17 protein-coding genes are annotated in these 21,098 nt (G+C 64.5%); 8 read left to right on the top strand and 9 right to left on the bottom strand.

The genetic code is table 11. The annotated features are described in order from the left end of the window. The first annotated feature begins 121 nt into the window (after nucleotides 1-121). Together ACQR1E_RS32395 and ACQR1E_RS32390 are read left to right on the top strand one after the other, a co-directional pair. The gene (locus ACQR1E_RS32395) at nucleotides 122-976 is read left to right on the top strand and encodes an MJ0042-type zinc finger domain-containing protein (RefSeq protein ID WP_434898032.1); all 855 of its coding nucleotides are present in this window, start codon (nucleotides 122-124) and stop codon (nucleotides 974-976) included. A gap of 54 nt (nucleotides 977-1,030) precedes the next feature. Further along, the gene (locus ACQR1E_RS32390; RefSeq protein WP_315718112.1) at nucleotides 1,031-1,411 is read left to right on the top strand and encodes a response regulator; all 381 of its coding nucleotides are present in this window, start codon (nucleotides 1,031-1,033) and stop codon (nucleotides 1,409-1,411) included. Nucleotides 1,412-1,799: 388 nt separating this feature from the next. Here the strand turns inward: ACQR1E_RS32390 and ACQR1E_RS32385 are convergent, their stop codons facing one another. The 7 genes from ACQR1E_RS32385 to ACQR1E_RS32355 all read right to left on the bottom strand — a co-directional run bounded on the left by ACQR1E_RS32385 (nucleotide 1,800) and on the right by ACQR1E_RS32355 (nucleotide 8,320). Further along, entirely contained in the window at nucleotides 1,800-2,969 is a 1,170-nt protein-coding gene (locus ACQR1E_RS32385) for a mandelate racemase/muconate lactonizing enzyme family protein (RefSeq protein WP_315826641.1), read from the bottom strand. 34 nt (nucleotides 2,970-3,003) lie between these two features. After that, complete coding sequence (locus ACQR1E_RS32380; protein WP_315718115.1) at nucleotides 3,004-3,711, bottom strand: SDR family NAD(P)-dependent oxidoreductase; 708 nt, start codon at nucleotides 3,709-3,711, stop codon at nucleotides 3,004-3,006. Beyond that, on the bottom strand, nucleotides 3,708-4,778 hold the full coding sequence (locus tag ACQR1E_RS32375; RefSeq protein WP_434898029.1) for an ABC transporter substrate-binding protein: 1,071 nt from the start codon (nucleotides 4,776-4,778) through the stop codon (nucleotides 3,708-3,710). The genes ACQR1E_RS32380 and ACQR1E_RS32375 overlap by 4 nt, the downstream gene beginning before the upstream one ends. Nucleotides 4,779-4,799: 21 nt before the next feature. Then, nucleotides 4,800-5,639 (bottom strand): ABC transporter permease, encoded by an 840-nt coding sequence (locus ACQR1E_RS32370; protein WP_434898028.1) that lies wholly within the window; start codon nucleotides 5,637-5,639, stop codon nucleotides 4,800-4,802. Beyond that, complete coding sequence (locus tag ACQR1E_RS32365) at nucleotides 5,632-6,459, bottom strand: ABC transporter ATP-binding protein (protein ID WP_434898027.1); 828 nt, start codon at nucleotides 6,457-6,459, stop codon at nucleotides 5,632-5,634. Before ACQR1E_RS32365 ends, ACQR1E_RS32370 begins: the two co-directional genes overlap by 8 nt. A gap of 72 nt (nucleotides 6,460-6,531) precedes the next feature. Continuing rightward, complete coding sequence (locus ACQR1E_RS32360; RefSeq protein ID WP_316204220.1) at nucleotides 6,532-7,476, bottom strand: dihydrodipicolinate synthase family protein; 945 nt, start codon at nucleotides 7,474-7,476, stop codon at nucleotides 6,532-6,534. Between the two features lie 28 nt (nucleotides 7,477-7,504). Then, nucleotides 7,505-8,320 (bottom strand): IclR family transcriptional regulator, encoded by an 816-nt coding sequence (locus ACQR1E_RS32355; protein WP_316204218.1) that lies wholly within the window; start codon nucleotides 8,318-8,320, stop codon nucleotides 7,505-7,507. A gap of 221 nt (nucleotides 8,321-8,541) precedes the next feature. Here ACQR1E_RS32355 and greA point away from each other — a divergent pair, with 221 nt between their 5' ends. Together greA and ACQR1E_RS32345 are read left to right on the top strand one after the other, a co-directional pair. Beyond that, nucleotides 8,542-9,024, top strand: a complete 483-nt coding sequence (gene greA, locus ACQR1E_RS32350) for a transcription elongation factor GreA (RefSeq protein WP_316166762.1) — start codon at nucleotides 8,542-8,544, stop codon at nucleotides 9,022-9,024. 29 nt (nucleotides 9,025-9,053) lie between these two features. Then, on the top strand, nucleotides 9,054-9,518 hold the full coding sequence (locus tag ACQR1E_RS32345) for a metallophosphoesterase family protein (RefSeq protein WP_434898026.1): 465 nt from the start codon (nucleotides 9,054-9,056) through the stop codon (nucleotides 9,516-9,518). Between the two features lie 58 nt (nucleotides 9,519-9,576). Here the strand turns inward: ACQR1E_RS32345 and ACQR1E_RS32340 are convergent, their stop codons facing one another. After that, nucleotides 9,577-11,925: a phosphocholine-specific phospholipase C gene (locus tag ACQR1E_RS32340; RefSeq protein ID WP_434898025.1), complete on the bottom strand. Its 2,349-nt coding sequence runs from the start codon at nucleotides 11,923-11,925 to the stop codon at nucleotides 9,577-9,579. A 212-nt stretch (nucleotides 11,926-12,137) separates the two neighbouring features. On the opposite strand from ACQR1E_RS32340, the gene ACQR1E_RS32335 reads away from it, so the two are divergent. Continuing rightward, nucleotides 12,138-12,968, top strand: coding sequence for a MurR/RpiR family transcriptional regulator (locus ACQR1E_RS32335; protein WP_316171800.1), 831 nt, complete (start codon nucleotides 12,138-12,140; stop codon nucleotides 12,966-12,968). A 65-nt stretch (nucleotides 12,969-13,033) separates the two neighbouring features. Here the strand turns inward: ACQR1E_RS32335 and ACQR1E_RS32330 are convergent, their stop codons facing one another. Continuing rightward, on the bottom strand, nucleotides 13,034-15,676 hold the full coding sequence (locus ACQR1E_RS32330; protein ID WP_434898024.1) for a TIGR02302 family protein: 2,643 nt from the start codon (nucleotides 15,674-15,676) through the stop codon (nucleotides 13,034-13,036). A 1,127-nt stretch (nucleotides 15,677-16,803) separates the two neighbouring features. Between ACQR1E_RS32330 and ACQR1E_RS32325 the strand changes: the two genes are divergently transcribed. The 3 genes from ACQR1E_RS32325 to ACQR1E_RS32315 are packed head-to-tail and all read left to right on the top strand — an operon-like array spanning nucleotide 16,804 to nucleotide 21,033. Then, a complete protein-coding gene (locus ACQR1E_RS32325; RefSeq protein ID WP_434898023.1) occupies nucleotides 16,804-17,487 on the top strand; it encodes a vWA domain-containing protein in 684 nt (227 codons plus the stop codon). Beyond that, a complete protein-coding gene (locus ACQR1E_RS32320) occupies nucleotides 17,484-18,272 on the top strand; it encodes a PP2C family serine/threonine-protein phosphatase (protein WP_434898022.1) in 789 nt (262 codons plus the stop codon). Before ACQR1E_RS32325 ends, ACQR1E_RS32320 begins: the two co-directional genes overlap by 4 nt. Next, nucleotides 18,259-21,033, top strand: coding sequence for a hypothetical protein (locus tag ACQR1E_RS32315; protein WP_434898021.1), 2,775 nt, complete (start codon nucleotides 18,259-18,261; stop codon nucleotides 21,031-21,033). Before ACQR1E_RS32320 ends, ACQR1E_RS32315 begins: the two co-directional genes overlap by 14 nt. Nucleotides 21,034-21,098 lie beyond the last annotated feature (65 nt).

The raw sequence follows: 21,098 nt of genomic DNA, 5'->3' as shown, positions 1-21,098 counted from the left end.
GTTCGTTAACGGTCGCCGTGTACCATTGGCGCGATTGAGTTCCGATGTTCGTCGACATGGCGGTCCTTGTAGCACGAACTGTCGGAAACAAAGCGGCAATGGCCGTTGGAGAACAGGCGCGATGTTCATCGTTTGCCCTCATTGTACGACATCTTATGCCATCGACGTGGCAACCCTGGGTATGGCTGGCCGCAACGTACGCTGTTCCCGTTGCAAGGAGGTCTGGCTGGCACGACCGGAGGATGCGGTCGAGGCGCCCGCCCCCATGCCTGCCATGGCGGAGGCCGGCGCGGCGGCCGCGCCCCGTGACGCGGCCGACGAGTGGGAAGCCCTCGCGCGCCAGGAAGACGACGACGAACGGACGCCCGATATGGAAAGTCCGCCACTGGCTGCCGGCTGGCCCGAGGATGCCCTCGCCGAGCCCGACGACGACACGGCCGATGCCGCGCAGCCGGCGCAGAGCGGGGCTTCGCGCCTCGCCGGTCTCCGCAAACTCATCAGGCGCCCGACGTTGCCGGATTTCCCAGGCAACAAGGTGTTGAACCTGCCGGTGCTGACGGCCGCCATGGCGGCGCTCACGATTGCGCTGGTGGTGTGGCGCGCCGACGTCGTCAGGCTGCTGCCGCAGACGGCCTCGTTCTACAAGCTGGTCGGGCTCGAGGTGAACCTGCGCGGCCTGACCTTCAAGGACCTGAAGGTGGCGACCGAAACCGTCGACGGCAAGCCGGTGCTGGTGATCGAGGGGACGATCGTCAGCCTGACGAAGAAATCGGTCGACCTGCCGCGGCTGCGCTTCAGCGTCCGTGACGCGCAGGGCACCGAGATCTACGCCTGGAACACGCTGCTCGAGCAGACCGCGCTCAAGCCCGGCGAGCGCACGACGTTCAAGTCGCGGCTCGCCTCGCCCCCTCCCGAAGGCCGCAATATCGATATACGGTTCTTCAACCGGCGCGATCTCGCCGCCGGCAGTGCATGATGGTTCCGGTCTCGTGGGTCGCCCGCGGGGCCCACGAGACGGAGACGAAACGACATGTCGCGCGTGCTGATCGCCGACGACGAAGATTCGATGCGGACCTTGGTCGCGCGCGCCATTGCCATGGATGGACATGAGATCGTGACGGCGCAGGACGGTGCCGAGGCGCTCGACATCCTGACGCGCGAGGCCGGCGCCTTCGACCTGCTGCTGACCGACATCCAAATGCCCATCATGGACGGCATCGCGCTGGCGCTGTCGGCAGCACGCGATTTTCCCGACCTGACCATCCTGCTGATGACCGGCTTTGCCCATCAGCGCGAGCGGGCGTCGAATCTCAGCGCGATCGCTCACGACGTCATCACCAAGCCGTTCTCGATCGCCGACATCCGCACCGCGGTCGCCGACGCGCTGGCGTCAAAGGCTGCGAAGGCGTAGGGCGCCAACGATGATCCTCGACGTTGCTGCAGTCCGCGCTGTCATCCCTGCAAACGCAGGGATCCATAGCCACCGCCGCCGTTGAGGGACAAGACTGGTCCCACATCTCGCGCCATCACATCTCCCTGGGGGTATGGGTCCCGGGTCGGCGCCACGCCGTCGCTTCGCGCCATCGCGGCTTGCCCGGGACGACAGCGATGGGTGCGATGGAGCGCGGACGTGCCTGATGGGCTCGCGCCTGCGTAAAGGTCGCTGAAGGAACTGATCCTCTCTCCTCCGTCATTGCGAGCGCAGCGAAGCAATCCAGAATCCCTCTGCGGAGACCATCTGGATTGCTTCGCTGCGCTCGCAATGACGCTGGGGCGGCCGTCGGACGCCCCGCTCAGCTTCACGCGCTGAGCGCGCGCATCTCGGCATAGAGATCGGATTTGCCCTCGAAACCGATGCCGGGGAGGTCGGGCATCGTGATGTGGCCGTCGGTCACCTTCACGCCGTCGGGGAAGCCACCATAGGGCTGGAACAGGTCGGGATAGCTCTCATTGCCGCCGAGGCCGAGGCCGGCGGCAATGTTGAGGGACATCTGGTGACCGCCATGCGGGATGCAGCGCGACGGCGACCAGCCATAGATCCTGAGCACGTCGAGCGTGCGCAGATACTCGCACAGGCCGTAGGACAGCGCGCAGTCGAACTGCAACCAGTCGCGATCGGGGCGCATGCCGCCGTAGCGGATGAGGTTGCGCGCGTCCTGGTGGCTGAACAGGTTCTCGCCGGTCGCCATCGGGCCGGGATAGAAATCGGCCAGCGTCGCCTGCAGGTGATAGTCGAGCGGATCGCCCGCCTCCTCGTACCAGAACAGCGGATAGTCGCGCAGCATCTTGGCGTAGGCGATCGCAGTCTCCAGGTCGAAGCGGCCATTGGCGTCGACCGCGAGCTGATTGTTGGGGCCGATCTCCGCGAGCACGGCCTCGATGCGCTGGCGGTCCTCGTCGATCGGCGCGCCGCCGATCTTCATCTTCACGACAGTGTAGCCACGCTCGAGATAGCCGCGCATCTCGCGGCGCAGCGCCGAGAGATCCTTGCCGGGATAGTAGTAGCCGCCGGCAGCGTAGACGAAGACGCGCGGTTCGGCCTTGCGGCCGTGCCGCTCCGCGAGCAGACGGAACAGCGGCTTGTCGGCGATCTTGGCGACCGCATCCCAGATCGCCATGTCCAACGTGCCGACCGCGACCGAGCGCTCGCCGTGGCCGCCGGGCTTCTCGTTGATCATCATCGCCGCCCAGGCCTTGTCCGGGTCGATGTTGTCCTTGCTGGCATCGAGCAACGATGTCGGGTCAGCTTCCACGAGGCGCGCGCGAAAGCGCTCGCGGATCAAGCCGCCCTGGCCGTAGCGGCCGTTGGAGTTGAAGCCGTAGCCGACCACGGGCCGGCCATTGCGCTCGACATTGGTGATGACCGCGACCAGGCTCGACGTCATCTTGGTGAAGTCGATATAGGCATTGCGGATCGGCGACGAGATCGGCTTCGTCACCTCGCGGACGTCGACGATACGAACGGTCATGGTCATTCTCCTGGTCGGGGTCGCACGCGCCGTTTCAGAGCGAGGCGCCTGCGCAGATGGTGATGGTCTGGCCGGTGATGGCGCCCGCTTCCGGCAACAGCAGGAAGGCGGTGAGCGCAGCCACCTCGACCGGATCGACGTAGCGCCCCATCGGCGGCAGCACCGGGGCGATGCCGGCGCGGCTGGGATCGCGCAGAAACGGCGTGTCGGTCGCAGCCGGTGCGACGACGTTGACGGTGATCAGGCGCGGCGCCAGCTCGATCGCCCAGGAGCGCGCGAGGCCGGTGAGTGCCGCCTTGGTCGCGGCGTATTGGCTGCGGCCGGCCGCGCCATTGGCGGTGCGGCTGCCGATCAGCACGATGCGCCCGCCTTCGCGCAGGCGCGGCGCCAGCGCATTGGCCAGCGCCTCCGCGGCGCCGACATGGACGCGCCACATCCCTTCGCTGCTCTCGGCCTGCAACTCGCCGAGACGGCCGACACGCATGTAGCCGGCGGCGTGGACCAGCGCGGTCACGGCGCCGACGTCAGCAAGGCGCGCGATCAGCGTCTGCGGTTCGGCGAGATCGGCCTCGAAGCCACCGAAGTGTTCGTGCGACAGCACCGAGGCCGCGCGGTCGATGCCGGTCACGCGCCAGCCGTCCGCCAGCAGACGCTCGGCGATGGCGCGGCCGATGCCCGAGCTGGTTCCGGTCACCACCGCATGGCGAAGGCCCGAGCTGCTGTCGTGGTCCTGTGCCGTCATCCCTTGTACGCAGCCGCCTCGGCCTTGACCTTCACCGCATCGAAATTGTTGATCTTGTCGATCAGCTCATTGGTGTAGAGCGCAGCATAGTCCTTGATGTCCAGCCCGTTCATCGCGGCCTCGGTGCGGAACTCTTGCTCGTTGATCCCGCCCATCTTCGTATCGGCATAAGGCGGCGCGTAGAGCTTGATGCGGCGGCTGATCGACTGCAGCACGGCCTTGGCCGCCGCGTCCTCGCTGGCACCGCGCGGCGCCGTCTCCGGGTACATCTTGAGAAAGGCCCTGGCGCCGGCGGTCGGATTGGCGAGCAGGAATTGCGACGCCTTGCACACCGAGCGGCCAAAGCCGACCAGGAGATCCCTGTCCTTCTCGAACGTCGGCGGCATCGCCATCAGGAACTGGCCGCCGACCATCGGGATCGTGGTCGGACGCGGCAGATAGGCCAGCTCGATGCCGGCGGCCTCGATCTGGCCGAAGCCAGTATCGAAATAAGCGAGCGCATCGATCACGCCGCGTTGCAGGGCGACGCCCGCCGGCGTGCCGTTGCCGACCGCGACCCAGCTCACATCCTTGTCCGGATCGAGGCCGAGCGCCTTCAGCACGTTCCTGGTCACCGGATATTCGGTGGCGCCGAAGTCGGACACGCCGATCTTCTTGCCCTTGAGGTCCGTGTAGCTCTTGAGCCCCGAGCCAGGCGGGACGGCGATGTCCCATTTGTACGGATAGGTATATTGATAGAACAGTTTCGCGCCACCCCATTCGCCCTTGGCGAGCAGCGGCAGCGCTGTCGACGGCACGCCGACGCCGACGATGACGGAGCCCCGGTCGGTCGCGACCTGGACGTTGGCATTGGTGCCGAGCGCCTGGACGTCGAGCGAGAACCCTTCCTGCGCGTTGTAGCCGAGCGCCTCGCCGATCACGCAATTGATGATGGTGGCGTTGAGCGCCTTGAGCCCAACGCCGAAGCGAAGCTTCTTCGCATCCGCCGCCATCAGGCCGGCCGGCGCGCCGCTGATCAGCAGCGCCGCGCCGGCACTGCTCCTCAGGAATGACCTGCGCGAAACCATCCTTCGTTCCTCCCTGTTGTCCTATTTTTTCCGGTTGGCGCCCCAGTGCACGATCTTGGCCTCGCACCAGCGCACGATCCCATGCAGCACGATGCCGAGAACGCCGAGAATGATCAGCGCGGCGAACACGCCGGCGACGTCGGACACCGCCTGCGCCTGGGTGATGACGACGCCCATGCCGCGCTGCGCGCCGAGGAATTCGGCGACGATCGCGCCGAGCAGCGCATAGACCACGGCCATGTCGAGGCCGGCGAAGATGAAGGGCGCGGCGTTGGGCAGCTTGACGATGCGATAGGTCTCGAAGCGCGAGGCCGACAGCGAGCGCATCAGGTCGATACGCTCTGGCTCGACGGCGCGCAGCCCCGTGAAGCTGTTGATCAGCACCGGGAAGAACGACAGCAGCGCCGAGATCGCGATCTTCGAGCCGTCTCCGAAGCCGAACCAGATCACGATCAGCGGTGCGATCGCCACTTTGGGAAGGCTCTGCAGCGCGAACGCATAGGGCATCACCAGCCGTTCGATGGCCTCGACCTCCGCCATCAAGGAGCCGATGACGAGGCCGAGCCCGACGCCGATGGCGCAGCCCGCGGCGGCGTTGCTCAGCGTGCTCCATAGCGGCAGGTAATAGCCGAGCGGGCTGGCCGGGCTGACCGCGAGCCCGGACCACAACGCACGAACGACCGCTTCGGGCTTCGGCAGGATGTAGGACGGAATGTTCAGCAGGTTGACCGCGGCGATCCAGCTCAGGATCAGCACCGCGAGGCCGATCCAGGCGATCGGCGAGCCCAGGCTGATGCGGCGGCGCGGGCTTGCGGGCTTCTGCGACAGGGCTGAAACGGCGACGTTGGCGAGATCAGTCATGGCCGTGCTCCTGCGCATTGAGCAGTCCGCGGACTTCCCTGGCAAGCCGCGCATAGTCCGGATGCAACACGATGTCGTCGAACGTGCGCGGCCGCGGAATGGGCACGTGGAGATCAGCGAGGATGCGGCCGGGGCGGGCCGACATCACGATGACCCGGTCGGCGAGAAAGATCGCCTCGGAGATCGAGTGCGTGATCAGCAGGATGGTCTTGCGGTTCTCCTGCCAGATCCGTTGCAGCTCGAGGTTCAGGCGCTCGCGCGTCAGTGCGTCGAGCGCGCCGAACGGCTCGTCCATCAGCAGGATCTCGGGATCGCGCGCCAGCGCGCGGCAGATCCCGGCGCGCTGCTGCATGCCGCCGGACAGCTCATAGGGATATTTGTCGCCGAAATCGCCGAGACCGGTAACGGCGAGCAGCCGCTCGATGCGATCGCCGGCCGGCGCATGTTTGCCGCCGACGCGCAAGGGCAACCCGACATTGTCGCGTACCGTCATCCACGGCAGCAGGTTGGCCGCCTGGAACACGACGCCGACCTTGCGCGAGGGACCGGCGACGGGCTCGCCATCGAGCAGCAGCCGGCCGTCGCTGTAACTATCAAGCCCCGCGAGCAGACGCAGCAAGGTGCTCTTGCCGCAGCCGGAGGGACCGACGACGCAGACGAACTCGCCCGGCTTGATATCCAGCGAGATCCGGCTCAACGCATGGACCGTCGCGCCGGAGGCCGAGACATAAGTCTTCGACAGTTGATCGATCGCGATGAGCACAGCCTCGGGCGCAGCCGCAGCGCGCCGGGTTGCATCGTCGACATCCATCGTCAGCATGAGCGTCCACCCGGTGTCTTTTTGTTGTGATCACGGGGCAACGGCCGGCACCGGCCGTCGGCTCTCGCAAGCTCAGGCCGCAGCCTTCACCGTCAACCCGGCCGCGGCCACCGCGGCGCGGATCGCGGCCATCTCCTCGGCGCTCGGCGCATGCGTCGGCGGCCGCACCGTGGCATCGCGGATCACGCCGGCGACCTGCATCGCCGCCTTCATGCGGCCATGCGCCTCCCCGGTCGGCTCGCCGCCGCCATACACCGCGTCCTTGAGCGGATCGATCATGGCCTGCAGCTTCATCGCAAGCTTAAGGTCGCCAGCGGTGACGGCAGCGAACAGATCGTAGATCAGATCCGGAATCAGCGAGGCGAAGCCGACCAGCGCACCATCGACGCCCTGCACCATCGACGCCAGCAGATATTCGTCATGACACGTCAGCAGCGCCTTGTGCGGCGCCGCCGCGCGGATCGCCTTGAGGTCGCGGGCGTATTTGTTCATCTCGCGGGTGCCGATCTTGAACGCCTGCACGTGGTCGAGGCGGGCGAGCTCGGCGAGCAGCTCCGAGGAGAACGAGGCGCGGGTCCAGGCGGGATAGACATGCACGATCAGCGGCAGCCTGGTGGCTTCGCCGATGGCGCTGAAATAATCCAGGCAGTGCTCGCGCTTGAAGCCGAAGCGCAGCCAGTGATGGGGCGGCATGATGTCGAGAGCAGTCGCGCCCGCTTCCTTCGCCATCAGTGCATGCTCGATGCCGTCCTTGATGCCTTCGCACACGACGGAGGAGATGGTCGGGCAGATGCCGGTGAGCGCCTTGGCGACGATGCGCGTCACCTCCGCGCGCTCCTTCGCCGTGAGGCTGAACACCTCGCCGGTGTGGCCGTTGGTCATGATGCCGACGATGCCGCGACGCTTGCCGAGCCAGGCTGCGTAACGCGACAGCTCGACCTCATCGATGCTGTGGTCGGCGTTGAAGGGGACGGCGATCGCCGGGATGATCCCCTTGAAGTTGGTCATGCCGCTCATGCTTGCTCCTGTTTCGTCACATCGACGTTCATCGTTTCGCGACCGTCGCAGTCGCCCCGCCCATGGCCGCCAGAGCCCGGGACAGCTGGGCTGCCGCTCTGAGCAGCGGCGCCACGCCGAGCCGCTCGAAGTCGTCCGCGGTGATCCGCATGGTGGGCGCAGCGATACTGATCGCCGCGAGCGGAATGCCGTCGCGGTCGATGACGGGCGCGGCGAGCACGCACAGCCCCGGCGCATTTTCCTGATTTGACAGCGCGTAGCCGGCAGCCTTCACCTGGCGCAGGCGCTGCAGCAGCGCGTCAAGATCGGTGATCGTGGTTTCGGTGCGCTTGATGCGCGGCTGCGCCTCGAGCACCTCGATCTGCGTCTCGACCGGCAGCAACGACAGGATCGCCTGGCCGACGGCGGTCGAATAGACCGGCGCGCGGCTGCCGATGCGGACGTCGACGCCGAGCCGGACGAGGCCCGCCTGGATGCGCTCGACATAGACGATGTCGCTGCCGTCGAGCACCGCCAGCGAGGCAGCCTCGTTCATTTCGCCGACCAGACTACGCAGGATCGGACGCGCCTGATCGCGCAGCTCCGAGCGCGCGATCGCGTTGAAGCCGAGATCGAGGCATTTCAGCGTCAGGCGGAAGCGCCTGGAGTCGCCGACCTTCTCGACGTAGCCGAGCATCACGAGCGTGTTGAGCAGTCGGAACGTCGTGCCCTTGTCGAGCGCGGCGCGGCGCGCAACGTCGGCGAGCACCAGCTCCGGCTCCTCGCTGGTGAAGGCATTGAGCACCTGAAAGCCCTTGGCCAGCGACTGCACGACGCTTTTGCCAGCCTTGCTGTCCTCGTCCACGTGGAGGCTCCGACGTTTCCTGCTTGACGCCGGCCTTGACGACCGGCATTCGGATTGACTAAGGTTCGGATTGCGAACTATAGTTCGTATATTAGAATGCGCGTAGCCGCTGCTGTCAAGCACGCTCGCGCGCGGCATACGGCGCGGCTTGAAATCCGCGCAGCCGGCATGATCTCTCCCTGAGGGCCGCGACATCTCGCGGCCCTTTTCAGGAGTCCGGCGTGAGCGTCGCATTCACCAAGGAAGAGAGCGCCGAGACGGCGGCCGAAACGCAACTGCCCGACCGGCCGGTCTCGCCGCATCCGAACCTCGTGACCGCGGCCGGACTCAAGGCGCTCGAGGCGCAGTTGCGCGAAGCGCAGGCGGCGTTTGAAGCGGCCCAGGGAATCGAGGACGTCAACGAGCGGCGACGGGAGTCGGCGCTGCCGCTGCGCGACGCGCGCTACTTTGCAGCGCGGGTGCGGACCGCGCAGGTGATGCCGGCGCCGACATCGACGGGGCAGATCGCGTTCGGCAGCACGGTGACGTTCAAGCGCGGCGACGGCCGCGTCCAGACCTACACCATCGTCGGCGAGGACGAGGCCGATCCGAAGCGCGGCATGATCTCCTATGTCTCCCCTGTGGCTCGCCTGCTGATGGGCAAATCGGCCGGCGACGTGGTCGAGGTTACCGGACAAGAGCTGGAGATTCTCACGATCGCCTGAGGCGATGCCCATCACGCCGGCAGGAAACGATGCTCAAAGTTGGAATCATCTCCGACACTCATGGGCTGCTGCGGCCGGAGGCAGTGCGATGTCTGTCGGGCGTCGACCACATCATCCACGCCGGCGATATCGGCCGGCACGAGATCGTCGAGCGGCTTCGCCTGATCGCGCCGGTGACTGCGATCCGCGGCAACATCGACACGGCAGACTGGGCGAATGCATATCCTGCGACCGAGACCGTCAGGCTCGGCACGCGTGCCGTCCATGTCGTGCACGACGTCCACGACCTCGCGATCGACCCTGCAACGGCGGGTATCGACATCGTCGTGTCCGGTCATTCGCATCGCGCAGGCGTCGAGACACGCGACGGCGTGCTCTACCTGAATCCGGGCAGCGCAGGGCCGCGCCGCTTCAAGCTGCCGATCACCCTGGCGACGCTGAACATCTCCTTCGGCCAACTGTCACCCGCGATCCACGATCTCGGCAGCGCCTGAAGCAAAGCGAAAGGGCGCCCATGGGCGCCCTCCCCGAACCTCGTATGAGATGCATCGATCAGAAGCGATCGGCCAGCGCCATCCCGGGGTCGCTGAACGAGGGGCGGCCGGTCTCGACGTGGCCGGCGACGCGGCGATAGAAGCTGTCGTCGGTGTCGCTGGTGACGACGAAGTCGTACCACAGGCCGGATTTGCGCAGATGCCAGTAGAGCTCGCCGTGGCGGCCGGGCGCAGACACCTTGACGGTCCACGACGTCGATGGGCCGCCATGGCTCGGTCCGGGGAAGAAGGTCGGTGCGCCAAAGCCGAAGCCGGGAGCATCGAAGTCGGGCGCGGACCGGAAGCCCGGCACCACGCCAAAACCCACCGGATGGAAGCCCGGGCGCGGACCGAAGCCGGGACATTGCGGCTCCAGCGCGGCCGAGACCGAGGCGGTGACGGCCTGCAACGGGCCATAGATCTCGTTGGACTTCACCGTGAAGCTCACGCGGGCATGGCCGTCGTTGCGCAGCTGCATGTGGAGGCCGCCCTCGAAGACGTTGTAGCCGACGAAGATCTCCGGGTTGGCGGCATTCGACAACCTGACCTTGTCGAGGTCGCCCTTGAAATGACGATGGAAGCCGTTCGGGCCGAGCACCCAGAGATCATACAGGCCATCGCTGCCGACGCTCCATTCATCGTCGATCATCTTGCCGGCCTCGACGGTGTATCGGCGCGGAATGAGATCGAGATGCTGCTTGTCGTAGACGTGGAACACCGCGCCGGCAAAGCCGGTGTTGGCGAACAGCAGTTTCACCTTGCCCGCGGCGGCGTCGACCTTTGCGGTGGCGTGCAGGATATAGGGCAGCGGACGCGAATAGCGCGCGCCGCTCTCCTGAAAAAGCGGCTGCGGCGTCGCGGGCGCAACCGGCGCCGGCAACGTCTTCTGGTGCGCGTCGGACGCCTGCCAGTTGCTCTGATCGGGCAATTCCGGGAAGCGCGGATCGTTCGGGCTGGCGAAATCGAACGCCGAGGTGAGATCGCCGGAGACGGCGCGGTGCCAGGGGCTGATGGCGTCGACCTTGATCGCAAAGCGCTTCTCGAGGAAACGACCGATCGAGGTGTGGTCGAACACCTGCGAGTTGACCCAGCCGCCCTTGCTCCAAGGTGAAACGACGTACATCGGCACCCGCGCGGAGAGGCCCCAGGGACGGATGTTGCCGCTGATGGTGTCGGTCGCAGTCAGCACGTTGCCGACGGTGTTGGAGAAATACTCGCCGTCGAGCGGCAAGGTCGCCTTGCCCATCAGCTTGCCGTTGATGTCGTAGGACGGCACTGCGGGCGCCGGCAGATGATCGAAGAAGCCGTCGTTCTCGTCGAAGGTCAGGAAGAAGACGGTCTGGCTCCAGACCTCGGGATTGGCGGTCAGGGCTTCCAGCACCTGGTCGGTGAAATTGCCGGCGCGGGTCGGGCTGCCGCCGCCGGGATGCTCGGAGTTGGCCTGCGTCGGCAGGATCCACGACACCTGCGGCAAGGTGCCGGCCATCACGTCGGCCTTCAGCCGGTCGAGATAATCCGGACCGCCGGTCAGGCCGTGCACGTAGTTCGGATCGTTCGGCTGCGCATGACGGAAGCTGGAGAACGCCAGGCAGCCGTGCATCGCGCCGGTCCAGTTGTCGTTCATGTCCTGATAGATGTGCCAGCTGACGCCGGCCTTGTTCAGCAGATCGGGCAGCGTGTCCCAGGCGAAGTCGCTGCCAACATATTTGTAGGTCGCCTGCGGCTGCGGCTGGCCGGCCACCCAATTGTGCGGGTTCGGCCAGCAGCGCAGATTGTTGGGCTCGGAATCGTTGGTGGTGGAGTTGATGCCCTGCGCGCGCAGCGCCGGATTGAAGTTGGAGCCCGACCAGAACACGATGCGGTTGGGATCGGTGCCGGTGGTGATCGAGGCGTGGTAGGCGTCGCAGATCGTGAACGCCTCGGCGAGCGCGAACTGGAACGGAATGTCGTCGCGGCCGAAATAGCCCATCGCATAGGGCGTCTTGTACTTCGCCCAATAGCCCATCTTGCCCTGATTCCACGCCGCCTGGCTGTCGCCGAAGGCGTGCGGCGTGCCGTAGCCGACCAGCGCGTTGGAGGTCGTGGAGTCGCGGTGATAGGGCGGAATCTCGCGGCTGCCGTCGGACTGGAACCAGACCGGCTTGCCGCTCTCCAGCGGGATCGGGAAGCGGTCGCCGAAGCCGCGGACGCCGCGCAGCGTGCCGAAGTAGTGGTCGAAGGAGCGGTTCTCCTGCATCAGGATGACGATGTGCTTGACGTCCTGAATGGTGCCGGTCCGGCGCCGTGCCGGAATGGCCAGCGCCTGGCGGATGCTGGCGAAGGCAGCCGCCGCCGTGGCGCCTGCCAAGAAATCGCGACGTGTTGTCATGCTGATACGACCTTTTGAAATCTTGAAGAACGTATTCAGGGTTGGCGGGGCGAGCCCGACCTGCTCCTGCGAACGTCCCTTGGCGTATCAGCGCGACTTGACAGCGCTGTGAAATTTTTATTTACGAAATGAAACTGAATGAGATTTCCTCAGTATCGGGGCACAGCGTGACGGGATCGACCTTTCGTTCTGGGCCGGGCGTGAACGGCATCTTGTTTCGTATTCGTGAGTTGCAGAACGAGCTTCCGCCGAAGGCGCGGCAGATCGCGGAGCTGGTCATCGCCCGGCCGGAGCCGTTCATCCACATGTCGATCACCGAGGTCGCGGAAGCCTGCGGCGTCAGCGAGGGGACGATCGTGTCGTTCTGCCGGCGGGTCGGGGTGCGCGGCTTCCAGGAGCTCAAGATCATGCTGGCGCGGGACCTGATCGAGCCGGTCCGGCTGATCCAGGAGGACCTGCATCGCGGCGATGATCCGGCGACGGTCACGGACCACATCTTCGCGGCGCATGCCGCCTCGCTGCAGGAGACGCGGCGGCTGCTGTCGATGGACGCGCTGGCGCAGGCGGCGAAGCTGCTGCGCGAGGCGCGGCGCGTCGAGATCTACGGCATCGGGAGCTCGGCGCCGATCGCGCAGGACCTGTCGTATCGGCTGCTGCAGCTTGGGCTGGCGGCCAATGCGATCGTGGATTCGCATGTCCAGGCGGTCAGCGCCGGGATGACCGGGCCCGATGTCGCGACCGTCACGGTGTCGCATTCGGGCAGCACGGTCGAGACCGTGCTGGCGACGCGGCTGGCGCAGGCGGCGGGTGCGCGGACCATCGGCATCACCCGGCTCGGCAAGTCGCCGCTGGCGGCGCATTGCGAGGTGCTGCTCTACACCGTCGCCAACGAGACGCGCTATCGCCCGGAGGCGATGAGCAGCCGCGTCGCGCAGCTCGCGATCATCGACACGCTGGTCAGCTGCTGCGCGCTGACCGACACCGAGCGCTCCGTCGACCGGCTGCAGCACGCGGCGCGCATCCTGTCCGAAAAGCGCTACTGAACTGCGCGGCCTCCGGTCAAAACAACGATGAGCCACGGGGATGATCTCCCGTGGCCGATCCATCCTCAATAGTCCTTCAGCAGCCGCTCGATGTAGTCGAGCTCGAGCTGCGGCCGCGACTGATCGCCGAGCCGGCGGCGCAGCTCCTCGAGGATGCGGCGGACGCGCTGCACGTCGATCTCGCCGGGAATCTTCTGCGAGAAATCGTCGATGTCGCGGCCGGGATGCATCGGACGTCCGAGCGGGTCGGTCTGCTGCGCGCCCTGCTGGCGGCCGGCGCGCTGGCCGGGGCCGTCGCCCGGCTGGTCGCCGTCGCCCTGCTGCATCGCCTCGGCGAGGCTCTGCGCGCCCTTGCGCAGCGCATCCAGCGCCTTGCCCTGCGATTCCACGGCGCCGTCGGCATTATTGTCGCCGAGCTGGCTGCCGGCATCGCCCATCGCGCTGTCGGCATCGTCGAGACCGTCGCCGGAATCGCCCTGGTCGCCTTGATCCCCCTGCTCGCCTTGCTGGCCGGGCTGCCCCTTCTGGCCTTTCTGACCCTTCTGTCCCTTTTCGCCCTGCTGGCCCATGCCACGCTTGGCGAGCTGGTCCTGCAACTGCTTCAGGCGGTCGCGCAGCGCCTGCTGGTCCTGCTGCAGGTCGCCCATGCCCTGGTCCTGGTCGCCCTGCTGCTTGTTGCGGTTGCGGCGCGAGTCCTGACCCTGCTTGAAGGTCTTGTCGCGGAGCTGCTGCTGCTTGCGGATCATGTCGCCGAGCTCGTTGAGCGCCTGCTCCATGTCGTTGTCGCCGCCCTGGTTGGGCTGCGCCATCTGCAAATTCTCCAGCATCTGCTGCAACTGCTCGAGCAGCTCGCGCGCGCCCTCCTTGTCGCCCTGCCGCGACAGCCGCTCCATGCGGTCGATCATGTTCTGCAGGTCCTGCTGGCGCAGGATCTTGGTGTTCTGATCGAGCGGCCGCTGCGCCATCTGCGGGTTGTTGCGCAATTGCTCGGCGAGCTGGCGCATGTAGTTGTCCATCGCCTTGCGCAGGTCCTCGGCGAGCTTCTTGATCTCCTCGTCGCTGGCGCCGCGCTCCAGCGCCTGCTTCAGCGCGTCCTGGGCCGCGCGCAGCGCCTTGTCGACGTCGGAGATGTTGCCGTCCTCGATGGTGACGGCGAGCGCCCACAGGCTCGCCACCACCTCGCGCAGCGCATCGTCGGTGCGCGCCGCCTCGAGCTGGCGCATCACCGAGCGCAGGCCGAGATACTGGCCGAGTTCGGGCGTGAACAGCTCCGGCGCGATCGCCAGCGCGTCGAGCGCGGTGAACACGTCGGCGTTGCGGTTGCCGTCGAGCGCGAGGATGCGCCGCTGCTCGATCAGCGCCCGCGCCAGCGGCTTGGTGAACAGCCGCTCCGGCAGCCTGGTCTCGAACGGCTCGCTGGTGCCCTCGTTGCCGGCCTCGTCCTTGGCCGTCAGCGTGAGCGTGACGTCGGCGCCGGCGTACGGGTCCTCGCTGAGATCCTTGACGGTCTGGCCGACGCCGTTGCGGGTGCGCGCGTTCGGCAGCACCAGCGGAAACTCCGGCGGCTGGAACAGCGGCCGTGCGGCGGGCGCGTCAGCCGTCTTGCTTTCGTTGCTTTCGGCAGCCTTGCTTTCGACGGGCCGCGCAGCGACCTTGGCGCGGGCTTCGGTGACGCCGTAATCATCCTCGAGCTTGTAGGACAGCTTCAGCGAGCCACGCGCCTGCCGCTCCGGGTCCTTGGCCATGCTGATGACCGGCGGCTTGTCCGGCGTCGCCGCGAACACCCATTGCGGCTGCCCTGCGGGCGCGCGGACGTGAACGGTGCCGTCGGTCTTGATCGTGTAGTGCTTCTCGGTGGTGCCCTTCGGCGCGGCCTCGCCGACCGCGACCTCGCCGGGCGCCGCCTCGGCGACGCCGCCTGACGTGATGATGTCGAGATTGCCGCCGCTGGAACGCACGATCAGCGTCGAGCCCTGGGGCACCACGATCGGGCCGCTCGACGGCACCGCGCCTTCCTTGTTGGCGGCGGACAGGATGATCGGCGGCTTCGCGGTGTAGAGCGGCGGCTTGACCCAGGCATCGACCCGGACCGTGACCGGCGTCAGCACGCCGTTCCAGTCGAACGCCGAGGCGAGGCGCATCGGCCGCTCGTCGCCGGCCGCGACATAGGTCGCGACCAGCAGCACGATCACCAGCGCGCGCACCGCCCAGGGGTCGTGCAGCGACAGCCGCGGCCGCGGCGTCCCGGCGCGGATGCGCTTGATCGAGGCCAAGGTGCGCTCGCGCTGCGCCTGCCACAGCGCGTGCGCGATCGGATCCTTGGTGGTCAGCGTGTCGGTGAGAGCGGTGGCGGGGCGATGGGCGATGCCCGAGCCGCGATCGAGCCGCGCCAGGCCCTCGTCGCGGGTCGGCCAGCGATATCTCAGCATCGGCACGGTGGCGCCGAGCAGGAGCAGCAGAAACAGCCCGACGCCGATCATGCGGACCGCGAACGGCAGGCCGAGCCAGAGGCCGGCCCAGGAGACGATCAGGAACAGACCGACCACCGTGAGCAGCCGGGCGAGATGCGGCCAGCCGCGCTCCCAGGCGATGGCGAGACGCGCCCGCTTCAGCGCCTGCGCCAGCTTGAGCCGCGCCAAGCCATCATGCGTCAGGCCATCGGGCGTGCTGCTTGCCGGCCCGGCCGGCTCGGGGGTGATGCCGCTCAACAATCTCTCCAGGTTGCCCGGATGTTCACCCTAGCACAAAGGCAGCCGTGAGGCACCCGCTCTGCGCGGGCTTTCCCGCCGCCGGCCGCGGTTCACACGGGAGTGTGACCGGCCGGGTTCCCGGAAAGCTACGGGGCGCCCTGATGACGGCGGGGCGTCCCGATGACAACGGAGGGTGATCCACCCGCACACCCCAAACTCCGTGATTGCGAGCGCAGCGATGTGTCCGCCGAAGCCCTTCGGGCGAAGGCGGAAGCAATCCAGGGCTCCGGGTGGGACTCTGGATTGCTTCGTCGCTGCGCTCCTCGCAATGACGTCGTGGCGAACGTCACGATGCACATGATCAAATACTCCGCGGAGGAAATCATTAGCAAAACGAGCACCATCCTTCTCGCGACGCATCCGGCGCCCGAGTGATACCCGACATCTCACCCTCTCGAGAAGCGAGGGCGCAGGGAAGACCGGGCGCCGGCCGGCGCCCATGGTCCGCGTGCAACAAAAGCACGCGGCAGAACCACAGGCTCAGCCGAGATCACCCGGCCTTCCCTGCGCGATGGTGTTACGATTTATACGCGATCTTCCCGGGGAACGGCTGTCTTGCCCCCGTCGCCGGCGGTTCGTCACCGCCAACTTGGCATCAGCACCGGGATGCCAGAACCACGCGACTTCACCGTCGCACCGGGATCGTTCGTCCGCACGGAAAGACCCGTGCTGCGCCCCAATGCGCCCACCGCATCCCGCACCCGACGTCCGTGACGATCGCGAAGCGCCCCCTCAGCGGGACGGGATGCGGGGAGTAGAGCATAATTTCGGATAAAGCGCAATAGAAATATTTGCATGACCGGCAGCACGGGCGAGAGCAAACGCAAAATCTCGGCCTCGCTTCATCGAGGCTTCAACGTCAGCGATCAACGCAAATACGGCATCGAGCCAACTACTAGATACCGCCGGAACAAGGCTCGCGGCACATTGGATCAGGAAAGCGCCGGTACGGCCACCGCCTTTCGATGCCCTTCAAGATACATCGGCAATTGCTTCGCGACGGCGGGCCAGCACACCCCTTTGGGTTGCAAAGTCGGCAGGGTTGTATATGAATCGTCCGCTACCTTTATGTAAAGGGTATTCAAATGTCGGAAACCGATTTCTCTCAACAGCCTTTTAACACCACCGAATTCATCGAGAATCCCGAGAACCGATGCCCCGTCGTCCTCGTGCTGGATAATTCGGGCTCGATGACGGGTGCACCTATTCAGCAATTGAATGACGGTCTCCAGGCATTTCGCGATGAGCTCGTAACCGACAGCCTTGCAGCAAAGCGCGTGGAAGTGGCGATCGTCACTTTCGGGCCTGTGAAAGTGGAGATGGATTTTACTACGGCTCAAAACTTCTATCCGTCGAGAATCGAGCCAGCCGGCGCAACTCCAATGGGTGAAGCCATTGAGCAGGCGATTAACATGTTGACGGAAAGGAAAGCGACCTATCGAGCAGCCGGCGTCAAGCATTACCGCCCCTGGGTATTCCTGATCACGGACGGGTCGCCCACGGATTCCGTGTCTCGGGCCACCCAGCTTGTCCATGAGGGCGAGGCCTCAAAGTCTTTCATGTTCTATGCTGTCGGGGTCGAAGGGGCTGATTTCAGCACCTTACGCTCCATTGCGACTCGGGAACCTCTGAAGCTGAAAGGTCTTCAGTTCAAGGAATTTTTCCAGTGGCTGTCTGCTTCGCTCTCCTCCGTATCGAGGTCTAACCCGGGCGACCAGGTCCCCCTGCAAAACCCAGTAGCCCCGGATGGCTGGGCTACGGCCGGATGACCGGAATCGATTGGGAATGGGTATCGGCAAGCGCTGTTGGCACATCCCATCTTCGAATAAATCGTGGTTGTGATGACTCCGGCGCCTGCATTTTCGTTCGCGGCGAACATGAGTCCGCCCTCATCGTGGTTTGTTCGGACGGTGCAGGGTCGGCTCAACGCTCTTCCTTGGGCGCTCGGATTGCGGTCCGCGCGTTTTGCCGCAATGCGCGAAGCTTTTTGAAAGGCGGAGGAAAGATCCGAGATATCTCTCGGGACATAGCCAGCGACTGGCTCGACGATATCCGCGGGCGCATTGAAATAGTTTCGCAATCGTTCGGAATTCCTCGACGCGAGTTTGCTGCCACCCTCATAGGATGCGTTATTGGAAAATCCGGGGCAAAGGTCTTGCACGTAGGCGATGGAGCGGCAGTTCATCGCCTAGTAGATGCGCATGAGTGGGATATCTCAAGTTGGCCGTCTCACGGAGAGTATGCCTCCACAACCTATTTCGTCACGGACGATCCCGAACCGACGTTCAATCTGAGTGAGATAAGCGGCCCACTCGCTGAACTAGCGGTCTTTACCGACGGGATCGAGCACCTCGTCTTGAACTTCGCGACGAAACGCGCATTCGACCCGTTCTTTAATCAGATATTCTCGGGCTTCAAGCCCGAAGGAACGGGACGAAATCGAAATCTGTCGTCTCACTTGAGCAACTATTTGAGGAGCCCGGCTCTCTGCGAAAAAACCGACGACGACAAAACGCTACTGCTTGCTCGCCGCAAATCACATGTCGCGCCTTAAGAACATCTATGATCAGCAAAAGAAGGCCGTCGTCCTCGGTAAATTGCTAGGCCGAGGCGGTGAAGGGGCGGTATTCGAAATCACTGGGTCGCCCGATCTGGTGGCGAAAATCTATCATCCCGAGAAGGCGCAAGAGCGCAAAGAAAAGATCGCCGCAATGATCGCGGCTAACATTCAGTCTCGCGTTAGCAACGCCGCATTTCCGATATCGGCGCTATTCGATGGAGGGGGAGGATTTGCCGGATTCACAATGCGGCGCGTTGGCAAGCAAAAACCAGTTCACGAATTATACTCGCCAGCGAGTCGACGAAATGAGTTCCCAAATGCAGACTACCGACTGCTAATTCGCACATCTCTGAACATTGCCAAAGCAGTTGCTGCGGTGCACGCGGCCGGATGCGTTATCGGCGACCTAAATCACTCCGGCATTTTGGTCGGCCCAGATGCCACTGCAACGCTGATCGATTGTGACTCCTTCCAATTTGCCAAGGACAACCGGCTATATTATTGCACGGTAGGCGTTCCCGATTACACGCCACCCGAACTACAAGGTAAGCCGTTCGCGAGCACGATTCGGACGCAAAACCATGATGCATTCGGTCTAGCGATCGCGATCTTCAGCCTATTGTTCCTTGGGCGTCACCCGTTCTCTGGAAGATATCTCGGAAGAGGCGATATGCCCGAGGAGCGCGCTATCGCTGAGTATCGATTCGCGTACTCATACGATAGAGCGCGAACGCAAACCGAACCACCTCCATTCGCCCCGACCTTATCGTACGTGCCGGCAGATTGTGCCGCCGCCTTCGAGGCATGCTTCGGCCCGGCCGGCTCCAACAACGGCCGCCCAAAAGCGGCGGATTGGGTGTCTTTGCTGCGAAGGGCCGAGTCGCAGCTCGTCAAGTGTAGCGCATCTGCAGCTCACTTTCATTTCTCATCCGCCCCGAACTGCCCCTGGTGCAAGCTGGAAAAAGCCTTTCCAGGATTTATTGCGTTTCCGGTGCCTCTTGTTGTCAACACTACTGCACCGGCTGATCTCGGCCAGCTGATTGCCGCAATACGCGGGGTTCGTGATCCCGGCATAGCACCAGCACTCAGCGCCGTTATGCCGGCGATACAGAGTTCACCAAACGCCCAAAACAAAGGTGCAATCGATAGCTCGGCGACGCAATTCGTCGGGGCAACACTTGGCGGCATCTTCGCCATCACCATTCTGCGACTAGGGACTGTTCCGCCCTTGGTAGGATTAACAGCTCTTGGCGTATCCGCTTATTTCGCTCTTAGGAATCCCAAGCAGCAGCATGCAAACAGTCCTCGCTCACACCAGCTCAAACAGGCCTGGGGCCAAATCGAACAACGGTACCGAAAGGACGGAGACAATTCGCGCTTTGCCGACGCCAGACGGAAAGCCGAGTTGCATATCCGCGAATTTAATGAGCTTCCGAACGAGGAGGCTCGATTATTGGCAGATCTCGCTCGGACGCAACGCGATATACAGCTGAAGCATTTTCTTGAGCGTTTCACTCTCGTAAGTGCGAGAATAAAAGGTGTCGGTGGTGGCAAGAAGGCGACTTTGAGGTCGTACGGGATCAGCACGGCTGCCGATGTCACTAAACAACGCATCGAGCAAATCCCGGGATTTGGACCGGTCACGGCGAACCAGATGGCATCGTGGCGATCAGAACTGGAGCGACGATTTACGTTCAATCCAAATCTACCCATTGATCCAAATGAGATCGCACGCATAAGGTCTGGCATTGTTCAAAAGCGCGCGTCGCTGGAATCTGCACTGAAAGATGATCTCGTTTTTGTCAGAACGGTCGCAGCCGAAATCGAGCGATCCCGAGGTGACATTACAACTCGCGCCCGATCGATTTGGGTGGAGCTGAAACAGGCAGAGGCAGACGAAAAAGTCAGGATTTTTGGCGATGTCACCGCTCGTCGGTGGGTGTTCGGCGTCGCTTGCGTTGCCTCGCTCATGGTCGTTGGCGCCATGGAGAGTCCTACGGTGCCAGCCGCTCCAGCCATCAGTCAAAGCTCAGCTAGCCCGGCAGCACCAGTTCTGGCACCAGCCGCGCCCCCAATTAAGCCTGCAAGCACTCCGAGTGGGCCAGCCAGTCCAAATGGTGCATCTCAGGCGATCATTGTACCGATGCAGCCGTCAGTTGAGCTTTCGGAACAGACAAAAGTCATTGCTGCTCTACCGCCGGCGCCGCCTACTGCTCCTCCACTTCCCCCTGCACAGGAGATCAAACCTGTTCCATCTCCTCGACCCGAACTGCTGCCGAGCGGCTCCGATTCTCCCACGGATGGCGTGAAAGCGGATCCAGCAATCGGTCGACTTTCCGAGTTGGGCTATGCAGCAGGTAATAGCCTCAGATGGGATAAGGACAGCTATGCTGCTTTGCGAGAGTTCAGGATCATCAATCATTTGCCAGCAGGCGACCAGATAGATGATGTCACAACGCGAGCCCTGAATTCCTCCCGCGCTATCACGCGAACCGGATCGTTTCTCGGCGGCTGGGCTGCGGATCCAGATTGCTCACAGGGAACTCAGCTGAATATCTCCGTGCGTGAAGCGAAGACGGACGGCGGGCTATGCACATTCGACGCGTTTATTCCAAGCAGGGTTGGCTGGACGGTGCGAGGTCACTGCCAAGTCGGAGCGGATCGATGGCCCGCAACTATCACCTTCACCGTCTCCGGCAGGACCCTACTCTGGTCGAGCGCGAAGGGCAAAGCGACGTACTATCGATGCGGATAATGGGAGGGGAGAATGACAACCTGCTATTTCTGCGGTGCGCCCCTGACCAAAGGTCAGGGCGTTCG

The organism is Bradyrhizobium sp. HKCCYLRH1030, from assembly GCF_051168395.1.
Classification (GTDB): Bacteria; Pseudomonadota; Alphaproteobacteria; order Rhizobiales; family Xanthobacteraceae; genus Bradyrhizobium.
The sequence above is the reverse complement of the archived record's forward strand: the minus strand, read 5'-3'. Positions and strand labels throughout refer to the sequence as shown.

Excerpts from the sequence above, each read along its gene's own strand:
- ACQR1E_RS32385 (WP_315826641.1), bottom strand. The coding sequence starts at position 2,969 with ATGACCGTTCGTATCGTCGACGTCCGCGAGGTGACGAAGCCGATCTCG.
- ACQR1E_RS32360 (WP_316204220.1), bottom strand. The coding sequence starts at position 7,476 with ATGAGCGGCATGACCAACTTCAAGGGGATCATCCCGGCGATCGCCGTC.
- ACQR1E_RS32395 (WP_434898032.1), top strand. The coding sequence starts at position 122 with ATGTTCATCGTTTGCCCTCATTGTACGACATCTTATGCCATCGACGTG.
- ACQR1E_RS32375 (WP_434898029.1), bottom strand. The coding sequence starts at position 4,778 with ATGGTTTCGCGCAGGTCATTCCTGAGGAGCAGTGCCGGCGCGGCGCTG.
- ACQR1E_RS32365 (WP_434898027.1), bottom strand. The coding sequence starts at position 6,459 with ATGCTGACGATGGATGTCGACGATGCAACCCGGCGCGCTGCGGCTGCG.
- ACQR1E_RS32390 (WP_315718112.1), top strand. The coding sequence starts at position 1,031 with ATGTCGCGCGTGCTGATCGCCGACGACGAAGATTCGATGCGGACCTTG.
- ACQR1E_RS32315 (WP_434898021.1), top strand. The coding sequence starts at position 18,259 with ATGTCGCGCCTTAAGAACATCTATGATCAGCAAAAGAAGGCCGTCGTC.
- ACQR1E_RS32370 (WP_434898028.1), bottom strand. The coding sequence starts at position 5,639 with ATGACTGATCTCGCCAACGTCGCCGTTTCAGCCCTGTCGCAGAAGCCC.
- ACQR1E_RS32325 (WP_434898023.1), top strand. The coding sequence starts at position 16,804 with ATGTCGGAAACCGATTTCTCTCAACAGCCTTTTAACACCACCGAATTC.
- ACQR1E_RS32320 (WP_434898022.1), top strand. The coding sequence starts at position 17,484 with ATGACCGGAATCGATTGGGAATGGGTATCGGCAAGCGCTGTTGGCACA.
- ACQR1E_RS32345 (WP_434898026.1), top strand. The coding sequence starts at position 9,054 with ATGCTCAAAGTTGGAATCATCTCCGACACTCATGGGCTGCTGCGGCCG.
- ACQR1E_RS32380 (WP_315718115.1), bottom strand. The coding sequence starts at position 3,711 with ATGACGGCACAGGACCACGACAGCAGCTCGGGCCTTCGCCATGCGGTG.
- ACQR1E_RS32340 (WP_434898025.1), bottom strand. The coding sequence starts at position 11,925 with ATGACAACACGTCGCGATTTCTTGGCAGGCGCCACGGCGGCGGCTGCC.